Below are 21,478 nucleotides of genomic sequence, written 5' to 3' on the forward strand. Positions count from 1 at the left end.
TTGCAATTTTAATGATTAAAAATTAATACAGAAAAGGGGAACTTTTCTTCTTTTCCCTACGTCGGCACTACCCGAATCAGGTCAATGGGTATGGTCTCAGCCCGTCATATTAGGGCACCCCCTTAGTTGAAATCGGCTGCAAAAGTATCTCTTTTGACTGAAAGGTACAAATAAAGTGACCGGGAAATGATTTTTTTGTTAAATTTGTCCTTTATAATTCATAATTAATCATTTATAATTTACAATTAGTCATGTTATCATCTTTATTAATGGCGGCGTTTGCCGCCCAAGCTTCTGAGGAAGGTTTCAGCAAACTTCAGATTTTCATGCAGCAATTGATAGACTGGGGAGTGGGAGCCGGAGGTCGTATCATAGGTGCAATTATCATTTTTGTAGTAGGACGCTTTCTAATCTCTTTCATTAAGAAGCTTGTATCCAAACTTCTTGTAAAGCGGCATATTGACGCAAGCATCCAGAGTTTCGTCAAGAGTCTGGTGAATATCTTGCTGACAATCCTGCTGATTATTGCCGTTATCGGTAAGTTAGGGGTTGAAACCACTTCGTTTGCGGCTTTGCTGGCATCGGCCGGTGTGGCAATAGGTATGGCACTGTCCGGAAACCTGCAGAACTTTGCCGGAGGGCTCATCGTCTTGCTATTCCGTCCCTTCAAGGTGGGTGACTGGATTGAGAGTCAGGGCGTATCCGGTACGGTACGTGAGATTCAGATATTTCATACCATCCTTACTACGGCCGATAATAAGGTGATTTATATTCCTAACGGCGCTTTGAGCAGTGGCACGGTAACTAACTACAGCCGTGAAGATACCCGTCGTGTGGAGTGGGTTATCGGTGTGGAGTATGGCGAGAATTATGATAAGGTAGAAACTACCGTACGCCGTATACTTGCTGCCGACAGCCGTATCCTGAATGCTCCGGAACCTTTCGTGGCCCTTCATGCCTTGGACGCCAGCAGTGTGAATGTTGTTATCCGTGTCTGGGTGAAGAGCAGCGATTATTGGGGAGTTTATTTTGATATGAACAAGACCATTTACTCTGTATTCAACAATGAGGGAATCGGTTTCCCGTTCCCACAGTTGACAGTGCATCAAGCAAAGGACTGATAAGGTGTTTGCACCACTTCTTCGCAGATGCTTTGCTCCAGATTGAGCAGGCGGTTGATTGCTTTTCGTTTGTCCAAGTCGGTGAAATAACTTTCTACTACCGCATACAGGTTGAACCCGGTTGTGGAGCCTGCTGCCAGTTCCAATGATTCAACCAATTGCTCTACTGCCCGGTGAATGCGTTTCTTGTCAATGAAATGCAATTCATTACTATGAATTAAGTTCTTTTCCATGATGGTTGCTTCTTTATGTTAGTATAGTTATAACGTTCTGTCAGGTAAGTTAGTTCATATGGATGGGGGTGTGGAATTTGTTATGTCACTTTTACTTTTATATTTGCGGAAAATACAAATTAGATGATGCGAACTCTGTTTATCAAAATATTACGTATTCTGATAGTTGTGACTGTCTTGTTTTCATGCACTATAGGGTATATGATTTCTGAGAAAACATTGGTGGCTTGGTGGATACCTATAGGGGTGGCGCTGGCAATTGGCTTGTTGACACTTCCCTTTTACCGGAAATGGCTATGGCTAACGACAATGGAAAACAAAATAGTGAATATCTCGTGCCATTTGGTGTGTGTCGGGACTGTTGGCTATGTGTTGTTCCTTGCGGGCAACTATTTGTCTGCGGATGATAATTCCGTGTATGATGTAACCGTCACTGTACTCGACAAATTTATGGAACAGCATGAAAAACGGCGTAAAGTAGGCAAACATCGTTATGTGTCCGACGGTATGCGCTACGAGTATTATCTGAAAGTTGCTTTTGATAATGGTACGGTAGAAACACTGCATGTTTCTCGCGCTGTCTATCAGAAAGCTCGAAAAGACAAAACGAAGGTTCTGTCTTTGGCTCAGGGTGGACTTGGACTTCCGGTTATAAAGAAAGGAATATAATTATGGAGGATAGGTTGATTCCTTTCTTATTCTGCACATAACAAAGATGGTATTCGGATATGTTTCGGAAACGACTTGCTAGCGTACTACCGGAAATTTACTAAAACGTGACCAACGATTTAGTAAATCTCCGGCCACGTTTTAGTAAATCGTTGGTCACGTTTTAGTAAATCTCCGGTTACGGATTTTAGATAAAGAAAAAAACTCCTACAATATCAAGGTATTGTAGGAGTTTTTTCTTCATCTGGTTTTTCCAGTTTCTGGGTGATCCGCTTGGGGCTCGAACCCAAGACCCCAACATTAAAAGTGTTGTGCTCTACCTGCTGAGCTAGCGAATCAATCCTTTATTGCTGTTAAGCGGGTGCAAAGATAGGTACTTTTATTGAATATGCAAGGATTGTGATGAAAAAAGTTTGTGTTATTCCTGCGATTTTTCTTCTTTTGTTTGATTATCAATGCATTCTGACTTATGAATATTTTCTCTGTTTATAATGAAACGTTGATAATAAGAGAGCATTAGCGTAGTAAGCGGGAGTGCGATAATCATTCCCAACATTCCCATTAATGAACCCCATATGGAGAGTGACAAAAGAATAATAGCAGGATTTAATCCGGTAATTTTTCCCATGACGCGTGGTACGATAAAGCCGTCTTGGATAGCTTGTACAATGATAAATACTGCCATGGCTGAGGCTATGATTAGCCAAAAATTACCGCCTGTATCGGATGCTTTGAGAATTGCCAGTATAATAGTAGGGACAAAGCCTATGATTTGAAGATAGGGAACCATATTCAAAGCGCCGATGAATAAGCCGAGACCTATGGCTAACGGGAAATCTATGATGAGAAAACCTATACTGAATAAAATGCCGACACACAATGCAACAAATGCTTGTCCGCGGAAATATCTGTTCATGCCTACTTTTATGTCATTTAGTATTCCTACTGCAAAAGAACGATATTTTACGGGTACGAGGTGCGTCCAGCCTTCAGCAATGCTTTCATAATCCAGTAAAATGAAAATAATATATAGTAAGATAAGAAATAGGGTAAATACGCTGAATAGCAAATCGATAGAGTCTGATAATAAAGACCATAACCGGGGAACAGCTTCTTTTAGCGCATCCAATAAATTCTCTTTATTGAATAGTTCGGTTAGGAATTTTACGTCAATATTGTCCCGTAAGAACTCGGAGAGAGAGGTTGGTACATTACTGTTGTAGGTTCCATGAGAAAAGTATTGGATTAGTAAGGTTTGCACCCTACCGCACTCTTGTATCATGGGGGGGACTAACAGGTAGAAAGCTCCGGCACCTATAATCAGCAAGGTGAGTAAGGCGCAAAAGATGGAAACAACTCTATTTTTCAGCTTTAGCTTGTATTGGAAAAAAGTGACTAACGGGTATATCAAATAGGCAATAAGCCAAGCAATAAAAAAAGGTAATAGAACGCTGCTTAAACGCTTTAAAAGCATCAACAGACCGATTAGGATGATTCCTAAAATGACACCGCGGATAAAGCTGTCGAATGTAATCTTTTTACGTTCCATAGAATCATGTTTTTAATTTACTAATTACTTATTTGCCTGTCGGTCTTCCTTTATGGCTTGTAAATAACACTCCCGACACAAAGGTTCATATTCGGCTGTTTCCCCTAACAATACTTGTTTGTCATTTTTCACGGTACGGTGCGAGAATGAAGCGAGTTGGCCACATTTTACACATATGGCGTGTACTTTGGACACTTCGTCTGCGATGGCGCATAGTCCCGGCATGGGACCAAAAGGCTTTCCGCGGAAGTCCATGTCCAGTCCGGCCACGATTACACGTATGCCATTGTTGGCAAGTTGATTGCATACATCAATCAGACCTTCGTCAAAGAACTGGGCTTCATCAATGCCCACCACGTCTATCTCGGAAGTGAATAACAGGATACTTGCCGAAGAGTCTATCGGAGTGGAAGATATGGTATGGCTGTCATGTGAAACAACATCTGCTTCCGAATAGCGTGTATCTATTGCCGGTTTATATATCTCTACACGCTGCTTGGCAAATTTAGCACGTTTCAAGCGGCGTATCAGTTCCTCTGTCTTGCCGGAGAACATAGAGCCGCATATGACTTCGATTCTTCCTCTGCGTTTAGTTTCTTGTATGTGATCTTCCGAGAATAATACCATGTTTTTAAGTGTTATATTCAGTCGCAAAAATAATCATTTTGTTTGCTTCCAGGTGTTTTTTCATTATTTATTTCTACATTTGTGCCATTAATACAGACGGGAAAGGATATGCAAGCATTATTGAATGATATAGAGCTGGATGTTCAGGAATTGAAATGTTTGATACAGTCAATATCCACTGATGCCAACCCTGTTTTGAAGATAGTTGCCAAAAGGAACATTCGTCAGATGCAGGAGCGGTTGGATGCATTGACTAAATTGTTGGATGAAACTTTTGTGACTATTCCGGCTGAACAGAATGCTCCTGTTGCCGTTAAGACGGATTTAGAGTCGGAAGTTGCTTCTGCTTCGCAGATTTTGGCTGAACGCATAAAACCGGCTACGGATTTACGTCATGCTATCAGCTTGAATGATTCGTTCCGTTTTACCCGTGAATTATTCAATGGAGACGCTGCGTGTATGAATGAGATAGTACGTCAATTGGGGGAGGCTTCTTCTTTGGACGAGGCTATGTCCATTTTTATATCAACAGTACAACCGGATGAAGAGAATGAGGCGGCGGCTGACTTTGTAGAGCTTCTGAGGAAATATTTCAGTTAAAAAAATAGCAGATATGGGAAAACTTTATGTAGTGCCTACGCCTGTAGGGAATTTGGAAGATATGACTTTTCGTGCTATTCGTATTCTGAAAGAGGCGGATTTAGTTTTAGCTGAAGATACACGTACTTCCGGCATACTACTGAAGCATTTTGAGATAAAGAATGCGATGCAGTCTCATCATAAATTTAATGAACATAAAACGGTAGAAAGTGTTGTAAATAGAATAAAAGGCGGAGACACTGTTGCGTTAATATCGGATGCCGGTACTCCGGGTATTTCAGATCCGGGCTTTCTGGTGGTTCGTGAATGTGTCCGTAACGGTATAGAGGTGCAATGCCTGCCGGGAGCTACGGCTTTCGTTCCGGCATTGGTGGCTTCCGGATTGCCTAATGAGAAGTTTTGCTTTGAGGGCTTTTTACCTCAAAAGAAAGGTAGAATGACGCGTCTGAAAGGGTTGGCCGAAGAAAGCCGGACAATGGTTTTCTATGAATCTCCCCACCGTTTGGTAAAAGCGTTGACTCAATTTGCAGAATATTTTGGTGTAGAAAGGCAGGCGTCTGTCTCTCGTGAAATATCCAAGATACATGAAGAAACGGTACGGGGCACTCTTACAGAATTAATAGAGCATTTCACTGCCAATGAGCCACGTGGTGAAATAGTAATTGTAGTAGCAGGAATAGACGACTAAATAACTTCATTAACAAAAACGTAAAACAAAAGCGTATGAAAAAGTTAGCAGTTTTAATTGTATGTGCAGCCGTTATGGCTTCATGTGACAGCTTCTCCGGTGGTAGTAAAGACCAGCTGAAGGCTGAAAATGATTCTCTTTTGATGGAACTGACGCAGCGTAATGCTGAACTGGATGAGATGATGGGTACTTTCAATGATATTTCGGAGGGATTTCGCCAAATTAATGCGGCAGAGAGCCGTGTGGATCTGCAACGTGGTGCAGTGGCAGAGGGGTCTCTAAATGCGAAACAGCAGATAGCTTCTGATATTGAGTTTATCCGTAAGCAGATGGAAGAAAACAAAGAACAGATTGCTAAGTTGCAGTCTATGCTGAAAAGCAGTAAAAACAATTCTACTCAATTGAAAAGAGCCGTTGAATCTTTGACGCAGGAGTTGAATGCAAAGACCCAGCGTATCGAAGAATTGCAGGCAGAACTGGCCTCTAAGAATATTCGTATTCAGGAATTGGACGCTGCAGTAACGGATTTGAATGCTGCCAAGAGTGAACTGACCGCTGAAAATGAGGCAAAAGCTAAAACTGTGGCAGAGCAGGACAAAGCGCTTAATACTGCATGGTTTGTATTTGGAACTAAGAAAGAACTGAAAGATCAGAAAATATTGAGCGGTTCCGGTTTATTTAAAAAAGGTTCTGTATTGAAAGATAGTGATATCAACAAGGATTATTTTACGCAAGTTGATATTCGTACTACCAAAGAAATCAAATTGTACTCCAAGGATGCTGATATCTTGACTACTCATCCTACGGGGTCTTATGCCTTGGAGAAAGATGATAAAGGTCTGCTGACTTTGAAGATTACCAGCCCGAAAGAGTTTTGGAGTGTTTCCAAATACTTGGTGATTCAAGTGAAATAGTTACTTGATTGATAATTGATAGGGCTGTTTCAAAAGTGTATTTGTTAGTTTGCTTTTGAAACAGCCTTTTTAGTATTCTCTTTATGCCTTATAAGAACCTTTTTTTTGATTTAGATGATACGCTTTGGGCATTCTCTCTCAATGCCCGTGATACATATGAGGAGATGTACCAAAAGTATAGGTATGACCGCTTTTTCGATTCTTTTGAACATTATTACTCGCTTTATCAAAGCCATAATTTGGAACTGTGGACAGAGTATGCCGATGGCAAAGTGACCAAAGATGAATTAAATCGTCAGCGATATCTTTATCCTTTGGAAGCCGTAGGAGCAGGTGATTCCGTTCTGGCAAAAGCCTATGAGAAAGATTCTCTCTCCGTCATTCCTACTAAGAGCAGATTAATGCCTCATGTACATGAAGTGCTGGAATATCTTTCACCAAAATATAATTTGTATATCCTTTCAAATGGGTTTAAAGAACTTCAGGTTCATAAAATGCGTTCGTCGGGCATTGATAATTATTTCAAGAAAGTGGTTCTTTCCGATGATATTGGAATATTAAAACCTTGGCCGGAGATTTTTCATTTTGCTCTTTCTGCAACCCAGTCCCAACTGAATGAATCGTTGATGATTGGAGATAGCTGGGAAAATGATATAGTCGGAGCTGCCGGAGTAGGAATGCATCAGGTGTTTTATAACCTGTCCGGGCGTGTGGATTTGCCTTTTACACCTACTTACCAAATTTCTGATTTGAAAGAGTTGTTAGATTTATTGTGACATTGATAGATTAGTTGTACTTTTGTATTTAATGATAAACGTATAAAACTACCGTTATGGAAACTCTCATTCCTTTTGCATTGTTGTGTTTCACTTCTTTCTTTACGTTGACTAATCCTTTGGGTACGATGCCTGTCTTTTTGACAATGACGCAGGGAATGACGGATAAGGAACGTCGTTCTATCGTTAGCCGCGCAACGTTAGTATCCTTTATAACTTTAATGGTCTTTGTTTTTGCAGGACAGTTTCTTTTCAAGTTTTTTGGTATATCAACAAATGGTTTCCGAATAGCCGGTGGTGTTATTATTTTTAAGATAGGTTTCGATATGTTGCAGGCACGTTATACGCCTATGAAGTTAAAAGATGAAGAAATCAAGACCTATGCTGATGATATTTCTATTACCCCTTTGGGTATTCCGATGTTGTGTGGACCGGGTGCTATCGCTAATGCAATCGTACTGATGCAAGATGCACATTCCTTTGAAATGAAAGGGGTGCTTATAGGTACTATTGCCCTTATTTATTTTCTGACTTTCTTGATATTGAGAGCTTCCACCCGTCTGGTTAATCTGCTGGGGGAAACAGGCAATAATGTGATGATGCGTCTGATGGGACTTATCTTGATGGTGATTGCTGTGGAATGCTTTGTCAGCGGAATGAAGCCGATATTGGTGGATATAATTAAAGAAGGGTACTTGGGGATGATGAAATAAGAAACTTGGGAATTTAGGATATTGAAAAAGGTTGCAAGTAGAAGACTATCTTCTTTCTTGCAACCTTTTTTACAGCCGGTCTTTGAGGCTTATTACTTCAGCTTTGCTTTGATGGCTTCCATAGTGTTCAAAATATCAAAGTCAAGTGTTGCCTTTACAGAGGTAACCTCTTCTCCGGGGGTGTAGAATACTCTGTAAGAGAATTCATAAGGAGTAGTAAGAACTTTAATTGTTTCACCGTCTTCTGTCTTCTCGGTATATGTTCCGCCGGTTACACCTGTGAAGTCAAGCTTATAGTAGATTTTATCTGCTTCTTCTTGTTCTTCTTTAGGGTCTGCTGGTTTATTCTGTTGGATGCCGGTGTCAATATTTGCAGGATCGTAACCATTTGTTGAGAACCGTTCTGTTACCGGAGCATAATTTTCATCAAGGAAGAATTGCAGGTGACCGGTAGTAGTATTACTTCCTTTGCCGGCATAGGCATACAGAGCTTTAATTCTGAATAACATATTCCCGTTGTCATTCTTGTAGTCGGAAGCCCATTCCACCGGAGCGAGAATACCGGCACCCTTGCCTACCCAGCCTTTTTCATCTTCCAAAATCACCGGTTGTCCAAGTGTTTTCCATGTGTAATCTTTGGTAAATGAAACGATGGTAGAGGTTGTACCTTGGGCATAGAGATGGTCTTTCTTTTCACCAATGGTCAATGCCATCTTATAAGTTTTCTGGAATAAACAAGCTGCGTTGACATTAAGTGTTATTTTGGCTGTCGCTTCACCGTCGGCAAATAAAAATGCAGTTGGTTGGTCACAGAATTTCGTTCCGGTGGATACTTCGTCGCATGAGGCAACAGTGACCGGAACGGAAACTGCTCCTTTGGTGTTCACACGATTTAAAGTAAGCGTGAAAGACGTTTTATCCGGGTGCATTACAACGGGAGTTGAAGCCGCTGAAAAGTTGGCGCCTATTGCATTTTCATCAGCTTGCGGGCTTGCGATTTCGGTATCTTCATAATCGCTGCAACCTGCAAGGGCAAAGGCGGGAGCTATCAATAAGCCTAATATGTATTTATTTAGTTTCATATGATTCGATTGTTAGATATAATACTATTATTTGTTATCTGCAACGGGTTTGGGGGTATTTCCCGGAGTGTTTTGGTCTGCTTCACTCAGAGCTTGGTTGGATTGAAGCTCTACTTCAGGGATAGGCCATAACAGTACATTGTCGGTAGGTTCGATTTTAAATATCATTTCACTGTTGGGATATCCGGCTCCACGACGGTCAACGCCTTTGTTCAGACGCATCAAGTCAAACCAGTTTAAACCTTCACCCCAAAGTTCGATACGACGTTGTTTGAATACTTCTTCCTGTATATCTGTACCAGCAGGGCTATAGCTCGGATCACGATACTTTTTAACAAAGTTGATTAATGTCGTTCTACCGTCTTGTCCGGACATCGCTTCCCCTTCTGCTTTTATCAGATACATTTCTTCGATACGCATCAAAGGTATGTCATTGGCGTTTACAGATGTTTCCAGCTCATTCTTATAAGGTGCAAACTTAACCTGTGTGTAAGCTCCGTATCCATAATTAGTCATCATGGCCTGTTGGTCTTCTGTAAGGTTGTTGGATTTCAAGTCGGCACCTAACCACCAGCCTTTTCTGGCATCGCTGTTAGGAATTGCATCATAAAGTTCTTTGTTAATCTGTCGTCCACCGGAATAATTGGCATACCCATAATTCATGGAACCCATATGTGAAGGCCAGTTTACGATACCTGAAGTTACAACACGGTCTGTTTCGCTAACAATGATTCCCCACATCCAGTTTTGTTCATCCGAACTCCAAAAGTTAGGTTTGCTGGCTTCAGCATAACTACTGGGAACCAGTCCTTCAGCTGTAGCTGCCTTGATGGCATTGTCTGCAGCTGTTGCCGCAGCTCCATATTCGTGCATAGTCAAATTAACGCGGGCACTTAAACCATATGCAACAGCTAAGCTGATATAACGTTTGTCTGTACGTTTCACTTTAGACTTAGTCAACAAGTCAATAGCTGAAGTCAAATCAGTAGTGATTTGTGTATAAATATCCTGAACGGTAGCACGGGGGCATCCCTTTGTAGCGGCCTCTTCCATGTTCTTCTCAGTAATTAACGGTACGCACGGTTTTGTTTCATTGCCTTTATAATTGAACTGATAAAGTTGGGCCATAACCCAATATGCAAAAGCGCGTGCACCTAATCCTTGAGCTAGATAATATTGTTCTGTCGGATCTTCTACTTTAGGGTCGATACCACTGATGACATTATTAGAGGCATAAACGATAGAGTACATATCGTTCCATACCATCTGACACTCTAATGAAGTTTGTGAACGATCCATATAATCCAAATCATTTCCGGTCCAGTTATAACCGTTATTATCACTTACAACATCATTACCGTTAGTATCAGTAAAAAGCATGACGCTTGGATAGCCTATATCATTATGTCGGCTCGCCCCCAATGCACCTTCGTTCGGCATATATTGGTTGAATTGCGCAAAAATGGCGTTTACACGAGCCCCAATCTTTGTAGGGTCCTGTTGGGCAATTTCTTCTTTTTGTGAAGAGGTTACAGTGCTGCCTTCCGGAAGTGTATCCATGTCCTCGCAACCGGCAAAGGTAAGAGATGCGACCAAGAGGGAAGCGAAAATATATTTTGTTTTCATATTCAAATTCCTATTTGTTAATCAATTAAAATGTAAGACTGATGCCACCGGAAATTGTACGTATCGGAGTATAAAGTGCTGTAGTGGCAGAAATATAACTCTGACGAGGGTCAAGGCCTTTACGTGCAGAAATCAAACCCACATTGTCGGCTGTAAAGTATACACGTACTTTCTCGAGCATTATCTTTTGAACTAAAGTCTTAGGCAGCGTATAACCTACCGTAATATTATTGATGCTGAGATAATTTGAGTTTGTCAACCAGCGTGTAGAAGTGGAGTTTGTATATTGATCTCTTGCATTTAAACGCGGAATATTGGTATTGGTGTTTTCCGGTGTCCATGCGTTGTAGATATCTTTATGCCAGTTTTGTCCGGCAAAGCTGGATGAACCGCCATGCATCATACGTCTGTAACCGGAATCATAAATTTTACCACCTAACTGATAAGATAACTGGATAGAGGCATCGAAGCCATAAGCCTCGAATGTAGTGCCCAAACCACCATATACAGTAGGCATCATATCGCCTGTTGCTACTTTATAACCTTCGGCAGCAGTATAGTTGGGAGTCTTGATGCGGTTGCCGTCACCATCCTCCGCCCAATATAGCGCTTCGCCGGTTTCAGGATCAACACCGGCATAATCAACCAGATACATACGGTACATCGATTCTCCCTCTTCGTAGATACGAGTGTCGTCAATCATCTTACCATTTAAGTCAGGATGCAACTTGTTGATTTTGTTTTGAACGAAAGTTGCATTCATATTTACATTCCAGTTAAATTTGGAATTGTTTAGAATCTGGTAGTTCAAATCGATTTCAACACCGGAGTTTGTCATAGAACCTACATTCATCGGAATTGCCGTATAACCTAAGCTACCCGCTGTCGGTCTGTTGTAAAGCATATCATCCGATTTACGTCCGAAATACTCAATAGTACCATTCAATGTATTGTCGAACAGAGCAAAATCAACACCGATGTTGTAAGATGTAGAAGTTTCCCAAGTCAGATCCGGATTACCTTTATAAGACAAAGTTCCGTCGGCAAAGATACCATTGGCACCCGTCATTTTGTATTGGTCCATCCATGGATAATAGTTCTTGTCAAGATCAACTCCGGGGTATAATATGTCATCATTACCTTGCTGTCCGAAAGATGCTTTCAGCTTCAACATATTAATCCATGCAATATCTTGCATAAAATCTTCCCGGCTGATCATCCATGCGGCACTTGCGGCCCAGAAATTACCCCAGCGGTTATCGGGAGAGAAACGTGATGAAGCATCACGACGATAAGAAATGTTACCGAAGTAGGTATCATTATATGAATAGTTCACACGTCCGAAGAAACCTTTTGTAGAATAAGTGTCTTTTTTACCGCCTGCAGAGAAATTGTCAATGGCATTGCTCAGGTAGAAGCTTTCCGGATTATACAGATTTTGTGCGTTACCGTATAATTCGGTGTATTCATAAGTATATCCGTCGTAACCCGCGGTAATATCAAAATGATGGATGTCTTTAAGTGCGAATTGGTAGTTGGCTACATATTGTTGGTCGAAACCGTATTTGCGCATTGCAGCCTGATAAGCTGTACCGCCATAAGAGGCACTCTGTCCCATATAGGCATTACCCAAATCATTGTAACGGGTGTTGTCTACATTCAGACCGAAACGAGCTGATACATTCAGACCTTTTATCGGATTAATCTCTGCAAACCAGTTTACATTGATTACATCCATTAAATATTCTGTTTTATTATAGGTCAAGTCACCGGCCGGGTTAGCAATTGACATGAAAGAACGTGAGTTCTTAGTGCTCTGCCCGTCTCCATAATCGTATACTTTGCGACCGTTGTTCAACATTATATTTTTATCTGTGTCACGAACATACATAGGATATAGCGGAGCAATGTTATTTGCAATGAAGAATGCATTACCTGAGGAAGCTGTTGCATTCGCATCTTGTTCTGCTGGGTAGCGGCTCTGTGAATTGATATAGCTGAAGTTAGCACCCACCTTCAACCATTGTGTCAGTTTGTAATCGCCTTTAAAGCGTCCGTTATAGCGTGTAAGACCGGAACCGGAAATTACTCCTTGGTCATCCAAATAGCCGAAAGCCAAATAATATGTAGCTTTTTCATTACCGCCGGAAGCGTTTATATTATATTCCTGACGTAAGTTGTTCTGGAATGTTTCATCTGCCCAATTGTCCGGAGTATAGTAATAGCTTCCGTCACTATAACCTAAAGTTGCGTTCGGATTCAGTCTTCCATTTGAGCCGATTAGAAGTTCACCGGCCGGTGTAGTATAAATATTGTATCCTAAACCGCCGGAAGCTTTGGTTGGCAAAATGGAATTAGCTTTGATATTGGCTGCTTCGGGAGAAAGTCCTTGAGAAATCTGAGAATTGTAAATAGCTTGGTAAGCTGTTTCAATATAATTCTTAGGACTGGTCATCACATCATAGTTCTTAATAGCACGAGAGTTAACACCCCATTTTGCATCAAAGTTTATGCGAGCCTTACCGCCGGTTCCTTTCTTCGTTGTAATCATAATGATACCATTGGCACCACGGGCACCATACAGGGCCGTTGAAGCGGCATCTTTCAAAACTGTCATAGACTCGATATCTGATGTGTTGATAGTAGATAAATCACCGTCAAATGGTACACCATCTACAACATACAACGGGTCTGTACCTGCATTGATAGAACCGACACCACGAATACGTACTTTTGCTGACACACCCGGTTGACCATTATCACTCAAAATCTGCACACCGGCTACTGCACCTGCTAAAGCATTAGATATATTAGCTACTTGTCTTTTTTCTATTTTATCTGCTTTCATTACAGCTGCAGAACCTGTAAAAGAACCTTTGGTGGAAGTACCATAAGCTGTAACAACAACCTCTTCAAGTATTTCAGTATCAGGCTTCATTATTACTTTTATAACCGGTTTGATAGCTACTTCTTGCGTTTGCATACCAACAAACGAAACCTGCAAAGTCTTCGCAGAACTATCTATTTTGTAAACGTTTTAAAATAAGAGATTTACAGTTATCAGAAACTTCGCTATGTAACCTTGAAATATTGATAGGCATCGTTCTGGCATATACCAATATCATTATCAGGTTACTAAGATGCTACCTGTAGTCTATAATTGCTCTATGATTATCAGGATATTATATCAATAAAAGGTATAAACTAATCATATTGTAAATATACTCGTTACCTTTTGAAAAGAGATTCTGTAAATAAAGCATACTCTAACAACTATTTTTTATGACAAAAAAAGGATAACATAAGTTTCTTCTACAAAGTTTTTTCATTTATAATGTTACTTCCGCTATATATCGAGGGTATCTCAGTCGTATACTGAGACTACCTAAGTATACGACTGAGACTACCCATTGTAGAAAGGTGTTTGGAAGATGTTTATTTACGGTATTGCCTGTTTCATTTTCTCTAAATCATGAATAATGGTCATATCCATTACATTTGTATATACTTGCGTGGTCTTTACGCTTTTATGTCCAAGCAGTTTTTGCACAGTAGTGATATTTACTCCGTTATATATGAGTAAAGTTGCATTAGTATGACGGGCGCAGTGGAAAGAAATCCTCTTTGATAATCCGGCTAATTTTGTAATAATCATCAAATCTTTATTGACATTTGAGTTATCTCTCAGGTGGAAAAACTCTCCTATATTATCTTGATATTTATTAAGAATCACAATCCCTTTTCCTGAAAAAAGCAAGTATAGAGGTAAACGTACTTCCGTTCCTGTTTTTACAGATTTATATATTAGCCATGTTTGCTGATTAATATCTACAATATTCTCTGAGGATAAATTAATAAAATCAGAATATCGCATTCCTGCATAACAACAGAACAGGAAGGCATCTAAAGTTTTTTGTAGTTTTATATACCTACCTGATAAACTCAGGTTTTCCAGTTTCTCCAATTCTTCCGGCACTAAATGAGTATGTTTGTTCTCTACCGTTTTTATTTTATATTTCCTGAAAGCATATTTCTGTATTTCAATATATTCTTTATTAATAGCTATATTTACGTGTCGTTTCAGGTGCTTCATGTGTTTTGCGATAGTATTCGTGTGATACCCTTTAGACTGTAGAAAATATTCGAAAGAAGAGACAAACTCAAATGTCAAATCTGAGAATGTTATATCCTTTTTAAACTCTTGCAGTAATATGAGGGTAGAAAGGTGATTACGTTTGGTGCTACCTTTCAAAGAGGAATTCATTACTTCTTGTTTAAAGAAAGATATAAATGAAGCATTATTCTCTTGGGTAATCAATGCTTTCTTTAATAGTTCCAAGGATATACATTTACCTTGTTGCCACAGTTCCAGTTCTTTTTTTTCTATTACTGAGATAAATTCATAAAGTAGCCGATTTAGAGCATCCGCATTAGGGTGGTTCTTCACAACTAGTTTTTTTGCGTCCCACTGTTCCGGTTTCAAATAAACTTTGGTCGAAAAGTACTTTTTCTTTCTTCCCAAATAAGCCTCTACTTGCACTAATGCCATTCCTTTTTTATTTAGGCACTTCTTCCTATTGTACACAAGGTTGTAAATAATTTTATTCATCTCAATTCATTTAGATTAATACTATAACAAATAAGACGATATTCTGTGCAAAACAAGGTTTGAATAAGATTTAATATCTGCAAAAAAGTCGCTTCTATTTCTTTATAGTTTATTACTATGAAGCTTAAAAACGACACAAAAAGTTTCTTATAATCCAGTAAAATCACATCTACACGAGAACTTTTTTAACCATTTTGTTTTAAAATATATGTATCTGGATTAATAATCAGCCAAAATGATTAAATCATAGTGTTAGTTAATGTAGCTTTTTTGAGGTTCTTTAATTGTAAAAAAACTGCTATCCAGCATAAAACGGCAGTATTCAATAACAGATTGATAGATTTACAAGGTTTTTTCAATAAAATAGTTGTCCGTTTCATATTTATTAATATATTTGCATTTTGTTAGAGTAAAGAAACAATTAATGTAAAGTTAAACTTTAAGAGAGAATTTATGAAAAGAAAATTAATGCTGTTATTAGCCTGCCTTTTTGTAGGAATAGGCTTAGTAACTGCCCAAACACAGAAGGTCACAGGTGTTGTGATTTCTGAAGAAGACGGGCAGCCAGTTATTGGAGCCTCTGTATTGGTAAAAGGTACACAAATTGGTGCTATTACCAATGTAGATGGTGATTTTACATTACTGAACGTACCAAGTTCTGCGAAAACTTTGCAGGTTTCGTATATTGGTATGCAAACCCAAGAAGTTGCTATCAGGCCCAATATTAGAGTGATAATGAAGTCTGATTCTAAATTATTGGATGAAGTAGTGGTGACAGCTGTCGGTATTCAACGTGCAGAGCGTTCTTTAGGTTACTCTGTTTCAAAAGTTGATGCAGATGAGACCATTCAAAAAGCTGAACCAGATTTAATTCGTTCTTTAGATGGAAAGATTCCAGGAGTGACGATAAATTCGCCCTCAGGTGCAGCTGGATCTGCGACGCGTATGACAATTCGTGGTAATTCGTCATTTCTTGGAAATAATCAACCACTTTATGTTGTAGACGGTGTGCCTTACAGCAATCCGGAAGTGGCTTCGTCTAACCAGGCTACCGAAGCTGGGGGGGCCTATGGTAGTGGTATTTCAACTCTTGACCCGAATGACATTGAATCAATGAATGTATTAAAAGGAGCAGCTGCTGCAGCATTGTATGGTTCACGAGCTGCAAATGGTGTGGTTCTGATTACTACAAAAAGTGGTTCAAAAAATAGTAAAAAGGCCGGTAAGGGTACCGAAATAACACTTAATGCTTCATATACTATTGAGCAGATTGCAGGTTTGCCTGATTATCAAAACAAGTTTGGTACAGGTGATAATTTCATCGCCCAAGGTGTGAACGGTTCATGGGGGGCATCTTTTGATGACTTAACAGAGGTTCCCTTAAGTATGTTTTCTGCTAATATTTATGGGAATGCCTATCCTGATTTGCCAGAGATGATTCCTTATAAAGCTTATAAAAATAACGTAAAAGATCTCTTTGAACTTGGCGGAATTTATGATTTATCTTTGAATATCAACCGCTATACAGAAAGTGGGAATTTTACGGCAACGCTCTCACGTATGAACCAAGACAGTTATATACCTTACGCTGATTTTGGACGTTATTCGATGAGTGTTGGTGGAAATCAGACTTTAGCCAATGGTGTGCGTGTCGGTGGAAATGTTTCTTACTCAAGAACACAGCAAAATGGTCCAATGTTTGGTAATAATCAGTCTAGCAATATTGGTGCTTCTTCATTTGCTCGTGCTTTAATCTTAGGCCGTAACTGGGATATGTCACTTCCTTATGAAACACCGGATCACAAATCTCTATTCTTTGTTGGAGATCAAGCTGACAACCCTCTATGGTCTTGGAAATACAATAAAATTAAAACTACCATGGATAGAACTGTAGCCAATTTTAATGTTGGGTATGATTTCACTAAATGGTTCTCTGTAGATTATAGAGTAGGTATTAATGACTTCAAAATGGATCGTAAAGAAGTCTTAAATATCGGTTCTAGAGCTGTAGGAGGTAAAGGTCGTATTCGTGTGGAATCATACGATACACAAGAAATAGAATCAACTTTATTACTTCGTTTTGATGTTCCTATTCACAATGACTGGGGACTGAAAGCAACTGTAGGTCATAATGTGAATCAGTTTACATCTAACAACACACAAACTACCGGCCTTAACATCATGTCACCGGGTGTTTATAATATTGATAATACAGAATCACAGACCTCTGCAGAATATTATACGAGAACTCGTTTATGGGCGCTATTTGGAGATGTAACTCTTGATTATAAGAACTTTGCTTTCTTGAATATAACAGGACGTAACGACTTCTCTTCTACTTTGCCTAAAAACAACCGTAGTTTCTTCTATCCTTCTGTTGCAGGATCATTTGTGTTTACTGATGCTTTCCACATTGACGAAGATATTATTAAATTCGGTAAAATACGTTTGAGCTGGGCCAAAGTTGGTAATGATGCCAGTGCTTATTACAAAAACGGAACATTCTTATTAGGTCAACCATATAACGGTCAACCTATCCTATCGTTGCCTAGCTCTATGTTTGACCCTGAGTTGAAACCGGAATTTACTTCAGAGGTTGAATTCGGAGCAGAGTTACAGTTCCTTAAAAGTAGAGTTAATTTAGATTTTACTTGGTATAATCGTAATTCTACCAATCAAATTGCACCATTGAGTCTCCCTTACTCCACCGGATATGGTAGTTACTATACAAACTTTGGAAAGATGAACAATCGTGGTATTGAGATAGGCTTAAACTTGGTGCCTGTATTGAACAACAATTTCAAATGGGATATGTATTTTACATATACACAAAATGACAGTGAAGTAAAAGAATTGGCAGAGGGAGTTGAACGAGTATCTTTGAATACCGGTTTTACTACTCCGGGAGCTGTTTTAGAAGTAGGGAAACCGTATGGTACATTAGTTGGAACTGTGTTTGCACGTGATGAAGAGGGAAATTTACTGGTAGATCCAAATTCAGGTTTCTATTTAGTGGCAGATGAAGAAGGATACTTGGGTAATCCAGCTCCTGATTGCAAACTTAGTTTAAATAATACCTTTACTTATAAAGGATTTTCACTTTCTTTCTTATTGGACGCTCAAATTGGCGGATGTGTTTGGACATCATATATTACGGATTTGCTTGGACGTGGTGTAACAAAAGACACAGAAAACCGCTATGGTTCTCGTATTATGCCAGGTTACTTAGCAGATCCTTCGACAAAACAGCCGTTATTGGATAGCAATGGCAATAAAATTCCTAATAATGTTCAATTACGCGAGAATGACCTATGGTTTACTGGTAGTTCAAGCGTGTCTTCTTTCGCTATCAACGGGGTGAGTGAAGCTGCGGTATATGATGCAACAACTTTCCGTCTGCGTGAGTTGACCCTTGGTTATCAATTACCAAAATCTTGGTTGGCAAAAACATTCATTGGTTCAGCCAGTGTCTCTTTTGTAGCTCGTAACTTATGGTTCTGGGCGCCAAATGTACCTAAACATACTAATTATGATCCAACAGCAAGTAGTTATGGCGGAGGTAATGTTCAAGGTATTGACTACACCTCAGCACCAAACACCAGACGTTATGGATTCAATCTTAAACTTACATTCTAAAAACCAAACGTATGAAAATTAAAAGTTTTATAATTATATTGGTATCAGCGCTATTTGTCAACACTGGTTGTTCTGATTATCTTGATATCAATGATGATCCTAATAAACCAACTACCGCTGAACTCAGTAAAGTATTGACCGGAGCGGAATATGATATAGCAATGTCTTTTGCTTCGGGTAACTATATTGGCTCTTCGTTACCTTCATATGTATTTCATTTAACTTCTCGCGAGGTTGACAACTTTGGTATTACAGCCTCTACCGCATCTCTTGGGAATTCTTGGCTTCAAAGTTATACATATGGATTGAAAAATACAGATGCTGTAATAACCGCAGCAGAAGAAGGAGATAATTTAATATATGCAGGTATTGGCAAATTATTGAAGGCTTATGCTTTTGCCTGTATAGTAGACCTTTGGGGAGATGTTCCGTTTAGCGAATTTAATATTGAAGGTAATTATGCCCCTATTGCGGATAAGAGCCAGGATATTTATAACTCACTATTTGCTCTAATTGATGAAGCCATTGGAAACTTAAATAATGAAGAAGCAGCTAACCTGTTAAGACCGGCAGCTGATGACCTTATTTATAATGGCGATAAAGCTAAATGGATTAGAATGGGAAATACGTTAAAATTGAAATTACTGGTACAGTCTCGCAAAGCTAAAGGAGAAATTACCGGTTGGAATGAGAAATTAGCAGCATTACTTACAGAAAATAATTTCATGAAAGTTGGTGAAGATTTTGAGTTTAAGCATACAAAGAAGGATAACCCGGATGAAAGACATCCTGCATATGTGGATGAATATCTTGGAGGACAAAGTACATATTACATTAGTCCATGGATTTACGAAACTATGTCAGGACTTGACCTTAACGTAAAAAACAATCCTTTTGTAGGAATTACCGACCCTCGTATTCCTTATTATTGGGTAAATCAAATAAAAGCGGATGAAGATGCACAAAATACTACAGACTATCGTCATGGTGCATTTGTTTCTATATTCTTTGCATCCAATTCATCCTCAGCTGGAAATGACCAGCGCTCAACATCTTCTTTTATTGGTATTTATCCATGCGGTGGAAAATATGATAACGGACAAGGTGGAAAATGTGACAAAAATGTAGGTACTGGTGTTGCACCAGAAAAAATGCTACAAGCTTATTCAGTTCCTTTCTTATTGGCTGAACTTTATTTGACAGGTGAGGTCGCCGGAGATGCAAAAGCTGCTTTGGAAAATGGAATTAAGCGTTCTATAACACACGTAAATACTGTTTCTCAGAATGCAAAAGCTGAAGGTGTTACAGTTCCTACGATTACAGAAGATGCAACTACTGCATTCATTGGAAGAATTCTTGCAAAATATGATGCTGCAGCAAATAACGAAGAGAAACTTCGTATTGTGATGACTCAGAAATGGATTGCGAACTTCTTCAATCCTGTAGAAGCTTATAATGATATCCGTCGTACCGGGTATCCTACTTTATTAGATTCGAGCACTGATTATGCACAATCACCTTATAAGAATAGTAAGACGCCGGAGCTTGGTCCGATAGATATCCCATTAAAGGGTATCAATGCATATCCAAGAGCTATGTGGTATCCGACAAGTGAAGTTACTCGCAATCCTAATATCACTAATAGCGGAAGAAACTTAAGTACTCCTATTATTTTTTGGGATAAATAAATTGTTGAATTATGAAACTTAGCAGAAATATGAAATATATACAATTATTCATGGCAACTGTCCTTATGGCATTGCTGACCGTTAGCTGTGATCAGGATCTTCCTTATCCATTGGATGATGTAAAGAATGGTGTCGTTATCGATGTCGCACGAGTAGAAGGGACAGACGGGGTTCTTTCAGCAGGAATGGTAGAAGGGAATTATAAAATCAAATTGACAATTCCAAAACAACAAGGTGATTATTCTATGTTGGATTACGCACAATTGCTGTGCGTATTTACTGACGCTTCCGGCAAAACAACATCTAAAGTTGTAGTTGATAATATCAAGGAATTCCCCAAAGAAATCACAGTTGATTTTGCAGAAGTATATAAGCAATTTAATTTATCTGCACCTTCTTTAGGAGAAACTGTATATTTTACAGCTAATGCAGTACTAAAAGATGGCTATGTTGTATATGGCTGGAATGAATATTCCGGATTTAACAACAAAGTGTTTACAGGTTGGGAAGTTGATGGCAGAGCATATTCTTATAACGTAAGATATGCCGTTGTATGCCCATTGGCATTGGACGACTTTACGGGTAACTTAATGGTAACTGACAACACTGTATTTTATAAAGGCGCAAGTTATCAGGTACAAGGAACTAAAATATCTGATACGGAAATAGAACTTGATGGCTTCTTTGAAGATTCTAAATTACGGCTGACCATTGATCCTACTCTCCATACTGTAACTGTAGAAAAACAAATCTTATATCCGACGTTTGGAAGCTATACTAACTTCTATGTGGTTGGCTCAGGTACAGTGGATGCATGTAATGGAATAATTACATTTTCCGGAACTGTAGGGGTTGATCAAGGTACATACGATAGCAATGCTAATTGGGTAATTAAGAACTAAATAACTCGTAGAACCCTTTTTTCATAAAATAAAGCCAAATGATTT

At 39.2% G+C, this 21,478-nt stretch carries 17 protein-coding genes, 1 tRNA gene and 1 riboswitch; of the genes, 10 read left to right on the plus strand and 8 right to left on the minus strand.

The features are described 5' to 3' along the window. Nucleotides 1-36: 36 nt before the first annotated feature. A riboswitch (TPP riboswitch) is annotated at nt 37-132 on the minus strand. 137 nt (nt 133-269) lie between these two features. Next, entirely contained in the window at nt 270-1,121 is an 852-nt protein-coding gene (locus KG118_RS11040; RefSeq protein ID WP_117712982.1) for a mechanosensitive ion channel family protein, read from the plus strand. Here KG118_RS11040 and KG118_RS11045 read toward each other — a convergent pair. Next, a complete protein-coding gene (locus KG118_RS11045; RefSeq protein WP_117712983.1) occupies nt 1,106-1,354 on the minus strand; it encodes a hypothetical protein in 249 nt (82 codons plus the stop codon). The two genes, KG118_RS11040 and KG118_RS11045, sit on opposite strands and share 16 nt — an antisense overlap. A gap of 126 nt (nt 1,355-1,480) precedes the next feature. Here KG118_RS11045 and KG118_RS11050 point away from each other — a divergent pair, with 126 nt between their 5' ends. Beyond that, nucleotides 1,481-2,023, plus strand: a complete 543-nt coding sequence (locus KG118_RS11050) for a hypothetical protein (protein ID WP_117713004.1) — start codon at nt 1,481-1,483, stop codon at nt 2,021-2,023. Nucleotides 2,024-2,284: 261 nt separating this feature from the next. Here KG118_RS11050 and KG118_RS11055 read toward each other — a convergent pair. The 3 genes from KG118_RS11055 to KG118_RS11065 all read right to left on the minus strand — a co-directional run bounded on the left by KG118_RS11055 (nt 2,285) and on the right by KG118_RS11065 (nt 4,199). Continuing rightward, nucleotides 2,285-2,362: transfer RNA gene (locus KG118_RS11055), tRNA-Lys, on the minus strand. 79 nt (nt 2,363-2,441) lie between these two features. Continuing rightward, nucleotides 2,442-3,572 (minus strand): AI-2E family transporter, encoded by a 1,131-nt coding sequence (locus tag KG118_RS11060; protein ID WP_117712984.1) that lies wholly within the window; start codon nt 3,570-3,572, stop codon nt 2,442-2,444. Between the two features lie 24 nt (nt 3,573-3,596). Continuing rightward, nucleotides 3,597-4,199, minus strand: coding sequence for a thymidine kinase (locus KG118_RS11065; RefSeq protein ID WP_117712985.1), 603 nt, complete (start codon nt 4,197-4,199; stop codon nt 3,597-3,599). Nucleotides 4,200-4,307: 108 nt separating this feature from the next. Here KG118_RS11065 and KG118_RS11070 point away from each other — a divergent pair, with 108 nt between their 5' ends. The 5 genes from KG118_RS11070 to KG118_RS11090 all read left to right on the plus strand — a co-directional run bounded on the left by KG118_RS11070 (nt 4,308) and on the right by KG118_RS11090 (nt 7,890). Continuing rightward, nucleotides 4,308-4,799 carry a hypothetical protein gene (locus KG118_RS11070; RefSeq protein ID WP_117712986.1) on the plus strand — a complete coding sequence of 164 codons (492 nt, stop codon included), beginning with the start codon at nt 4,308-4,310 and terminating at the stop codon, nt 4,797-4,799. A gap of 13 nt (nt 4,800-4,812) precedes the next feature. Further along, nucleotides 4,813-5,487 carry a 16S rRNA (cytidine(1402)-2'-O)-methyltransferase gene (rsmI, locus tag KG118_RS11075; RefSeq protein ID WP_117712987.1) on the plus strand — a complete coding sequence of 225 codons (675 nt, stop codon included), beginning with the start codon at nt 4,813-4,815 and terminating at the stop codon, nt 5,485-5,487. Between the two features lie 35 nt (nt 5,488-5,522). Then, entirely contained in the window at nt 5,523-6,401 is an 879-nt protein-coding gene (locus KG118_RS11080; protein ID WP_117712988.1) for a Cbp1 family collagen-binding glycoprotein adhesin, read from the plus strand. 83 nt (nt 6,402-6,484) lie between these two features. Continuing rightward, nucleotides 6,485-7,177, plus strand: a complete 693-nt coding sequence (locus tag KG118_RS11085; protein WP_117712989.1) for a YjjG family noncanonical pyrimidine nucleotidase — start codon at nt 6,485-6,487, stop codon at nt 7,175-7,177. A gap of 56 nt (nt 7,178-7,233) precedes the next feature. After that, the gene (locus KG118_RS11090) at nt 7,234-7,890 is read left to right on the plus strand and encodes a MarC family protein (protein WP_117712990.1); all 657 of its coding nucleotides are present in this window, start codon (nt 7,234-7,236) and stop codon (nt 7,888-7,890) included. Between the two features lie 92 nt (nt 7,891-7,982). Here KG118_RS11090 and KG118_RS11095 read toward each other — a convergent pair whose 3' ends face one another. The 4 genes from KG118_RS11095 to KG118_RS11110 form a co-directional block, all read right to left on the minus strand. Next, nucleotides 7,983-8,972 carry a hypothetical protein gene (locus KG118_RS11095; protein ID WP_117712991.1) on the minus strand — a complete coding sequence of 330 codons (990 nt, stop codon included), beginning with the start codon at nt 8,970-8,972 and terminating at the stop codon, nt 7,983-7,985. A 27-nt stretch (nt 8,973-8,999) separates the two neighbouring features. Further along, nucleotides 9,000-10,598 (minus strand): RagB/SusD family nutrient uptake outer membrane protein, encoded by a 1,599-nt coding sequence (locus tag KG118_RS11100; RefSeq protein ID WP_117712992.1) that lies wholly within the window; start codon nt 10,596-10,598, stop codon nt 9,000-9,002. Between the two features lie 25 nt (nt 10,599-10,623). Then, nucleotides 10,624-13,623 (minus strand): SusC/RagA family TonB-linked outer membrane protein, encoded by a 3,000-nt coding sequence (locus KG118_RS11105; RefSeq protein ID WP_213388459.1) that lies wholly within the window; start codon nt 13,621-13,623, stop codon nt 10,624-10,626. A gap of 414 nt (nt 13,624-14,037) precedes the next feature. Then, nucleotides 14,038-15,207, minus strand: a complete 1,170-nt coding sequence (locus KG118_RS11110; RefSeq protein ID WP_213388449.1) for a site-specific integrase — start codon at nt 15,205-15,207, stop codon at nt 14,038-14,040. 453 nt (nt 15,208-15,660) lie between these two features. Between KG118_RS11110 and KG118_RS11115 the strand changes: the two genes are divergently transcribed. Genes KG118_RS11115 through KG118_RS11125 form a run of 3 tightly spaced genes read left to right on the plus strand, consistent with a single transcriptional unit; the run spans nt 15,661 to nt 21,433 of the window. After that, nucleotides 15,661-18,843 carry a SusC/RagA family TonB-linked outer membrane protein gene (locus KG118_RS11115; RefSeq protein WP_213388451.1) on the plus strand — a complete coding sequence of 1,061 codons (3,183 nt, stop codon included), beginning with the start codon at nt 15,661-15,663 and terminating at the stop codon, nt 18,841-18,843. Between the two features lie 11 nt (nt 18,844-18,854). Next, entirely contained in the window at nt 18,855-20,531 is a 1,677-nt protein-coding gene (locus KG118_RS11120) for a SusD/RagB family nutrient-binding outer membrane lipoprotein (RefSeq protein WP_117712996.1), read from the plus strand. An 11-nt stretch (nt 20,532-20,542) separates the two neighbouring features. Beyond that, nucleotides 20,543-21,433: a hypothetical protein gene (locus KG118_RS11125; RefSeq protein ID WP_249671484.1), complete on the plus strand. Its 891-nt coding sequence runs from the start codon at nt 20,543-20,545 to the stop codon at nt 21,431-21,433. Nucleotides 21,434-21,478: the final 45 nt, after the last annotated feature.

The sequence above is a fragment of the Bacteroides propionicigenes genome (assembly GCF_018390535.1).
In the GTDB taxonomy this organism is placed as follows: Bacteria; Bacteroidota; Bacteroidia; order Bacteroidales; family Bacteroidaceae; genus Bacteroides; species Bacteroides propionicigenes.

Coding starts and splice junctions, on each gene's coding strand:
- rsmI (WP_117712987.1), top strand. CDS start 4,813: ATGGGAAAACTTTATGTAGTGCCTACGCCTGTAGGGAATTTGGAAGAT.
- KG118_RS11095 (WP_117712991.1), bottom strand. CDS start 8,972: ATGAAACTAAATAAATACATATTAGGCTTATTGATAGCTCCCGCCTTT.
- KG118_RS11120 (WP_117712996.1), top strand. CDS start 18,855: ATGAAAATTAAAAGTTTTATAATTATATTGGTATCAGCGCTATTTGTC.
- KG118_RS11070 (WP_117712986.1), top strand. CDS start 4,308: ATGCAAGCATTATTGAATGATATAGAGCTGGATGTTCAGGAATTGAAA.
- KG118_RS11090 (WP_117712990.1), top strand. CDS start 7,234: ATGGAAACTCTCATTCCTTTTGCATTGTTGTGTTTCACTTCTTTCTTT.
- KG118_RS11085 (WP_117712989.1), top strand. CDS start 6,485: ATGCCTTATAAGAACCTTTTTTTTGATTTAGATGATACGCTTTGGGCA.
- KG118_RS11065 (WP_117712985.1), bottom strand. CDS start 4,199: ATGGTATTATTCTCGGAAGATCACATACAAGAAACTAAACGCAGAGGA.
- KG118_RS11125 (WP_249671484.1), top strand. CDS start 20,543: ATGAAACTTAGCAGAAATATGAAATATATACAATTATTCATGGCAACT.
- KG118_RS11115 (WP_213388451.1), top strand. CDS start 15,661: ATGAAAAGAAAATTAATGCTGTTATTAGCCTGCCTTTTTGTAGGAATA.
- KG118_RS11060 (WP_117712984.1), bottom strand. CDS start 3,572: ATGGAACGTAAAAAGATTACATTCGACAGCTTTATCCGCGGTGTCATT.
- KG118_RS11050 (WP_117713004.1), top strand. CDS start 1,481: ATGCGAACTCTGTTTATCAAAATATTACGTATTCTGATAGTTGTGACT.
- KG118_RS11100 (WP_117712992.1), bottom strand. CDS start 10,598: ATGAAAACAAAATATATTTTCGCTTCCCTCTTGGTCGCATCTCTTACC.
- KG118_RS11080 (WP_117712988.1), top strand. CDS start 5,523: ATGAAAAAGTTAGCAGTTTTAATTGTATGTGCAGCCGTTATGGCTTCA.
- KG118_RS11110 (WP_213388449.1), bottom strand. CDS start 15,207: ATGAATAAAATTATTTACAACCTTGTGTACAATAGGAAGAAGTGCCTA.
- KG118_RS11045 (WP_117712983.1), bottom strand. CDS start 1,354: ATGGAAAAGAACTTAATTCATAGTAATGAATTGCATTTCATTGACAAG.
- KG118_RS11040 (WP_117712982.1), top strand. CDS start 270: ATGGCGGCGTTTGCCGCCCAAGCTTCTGAGGAAGGTTTCAGCAAACTT.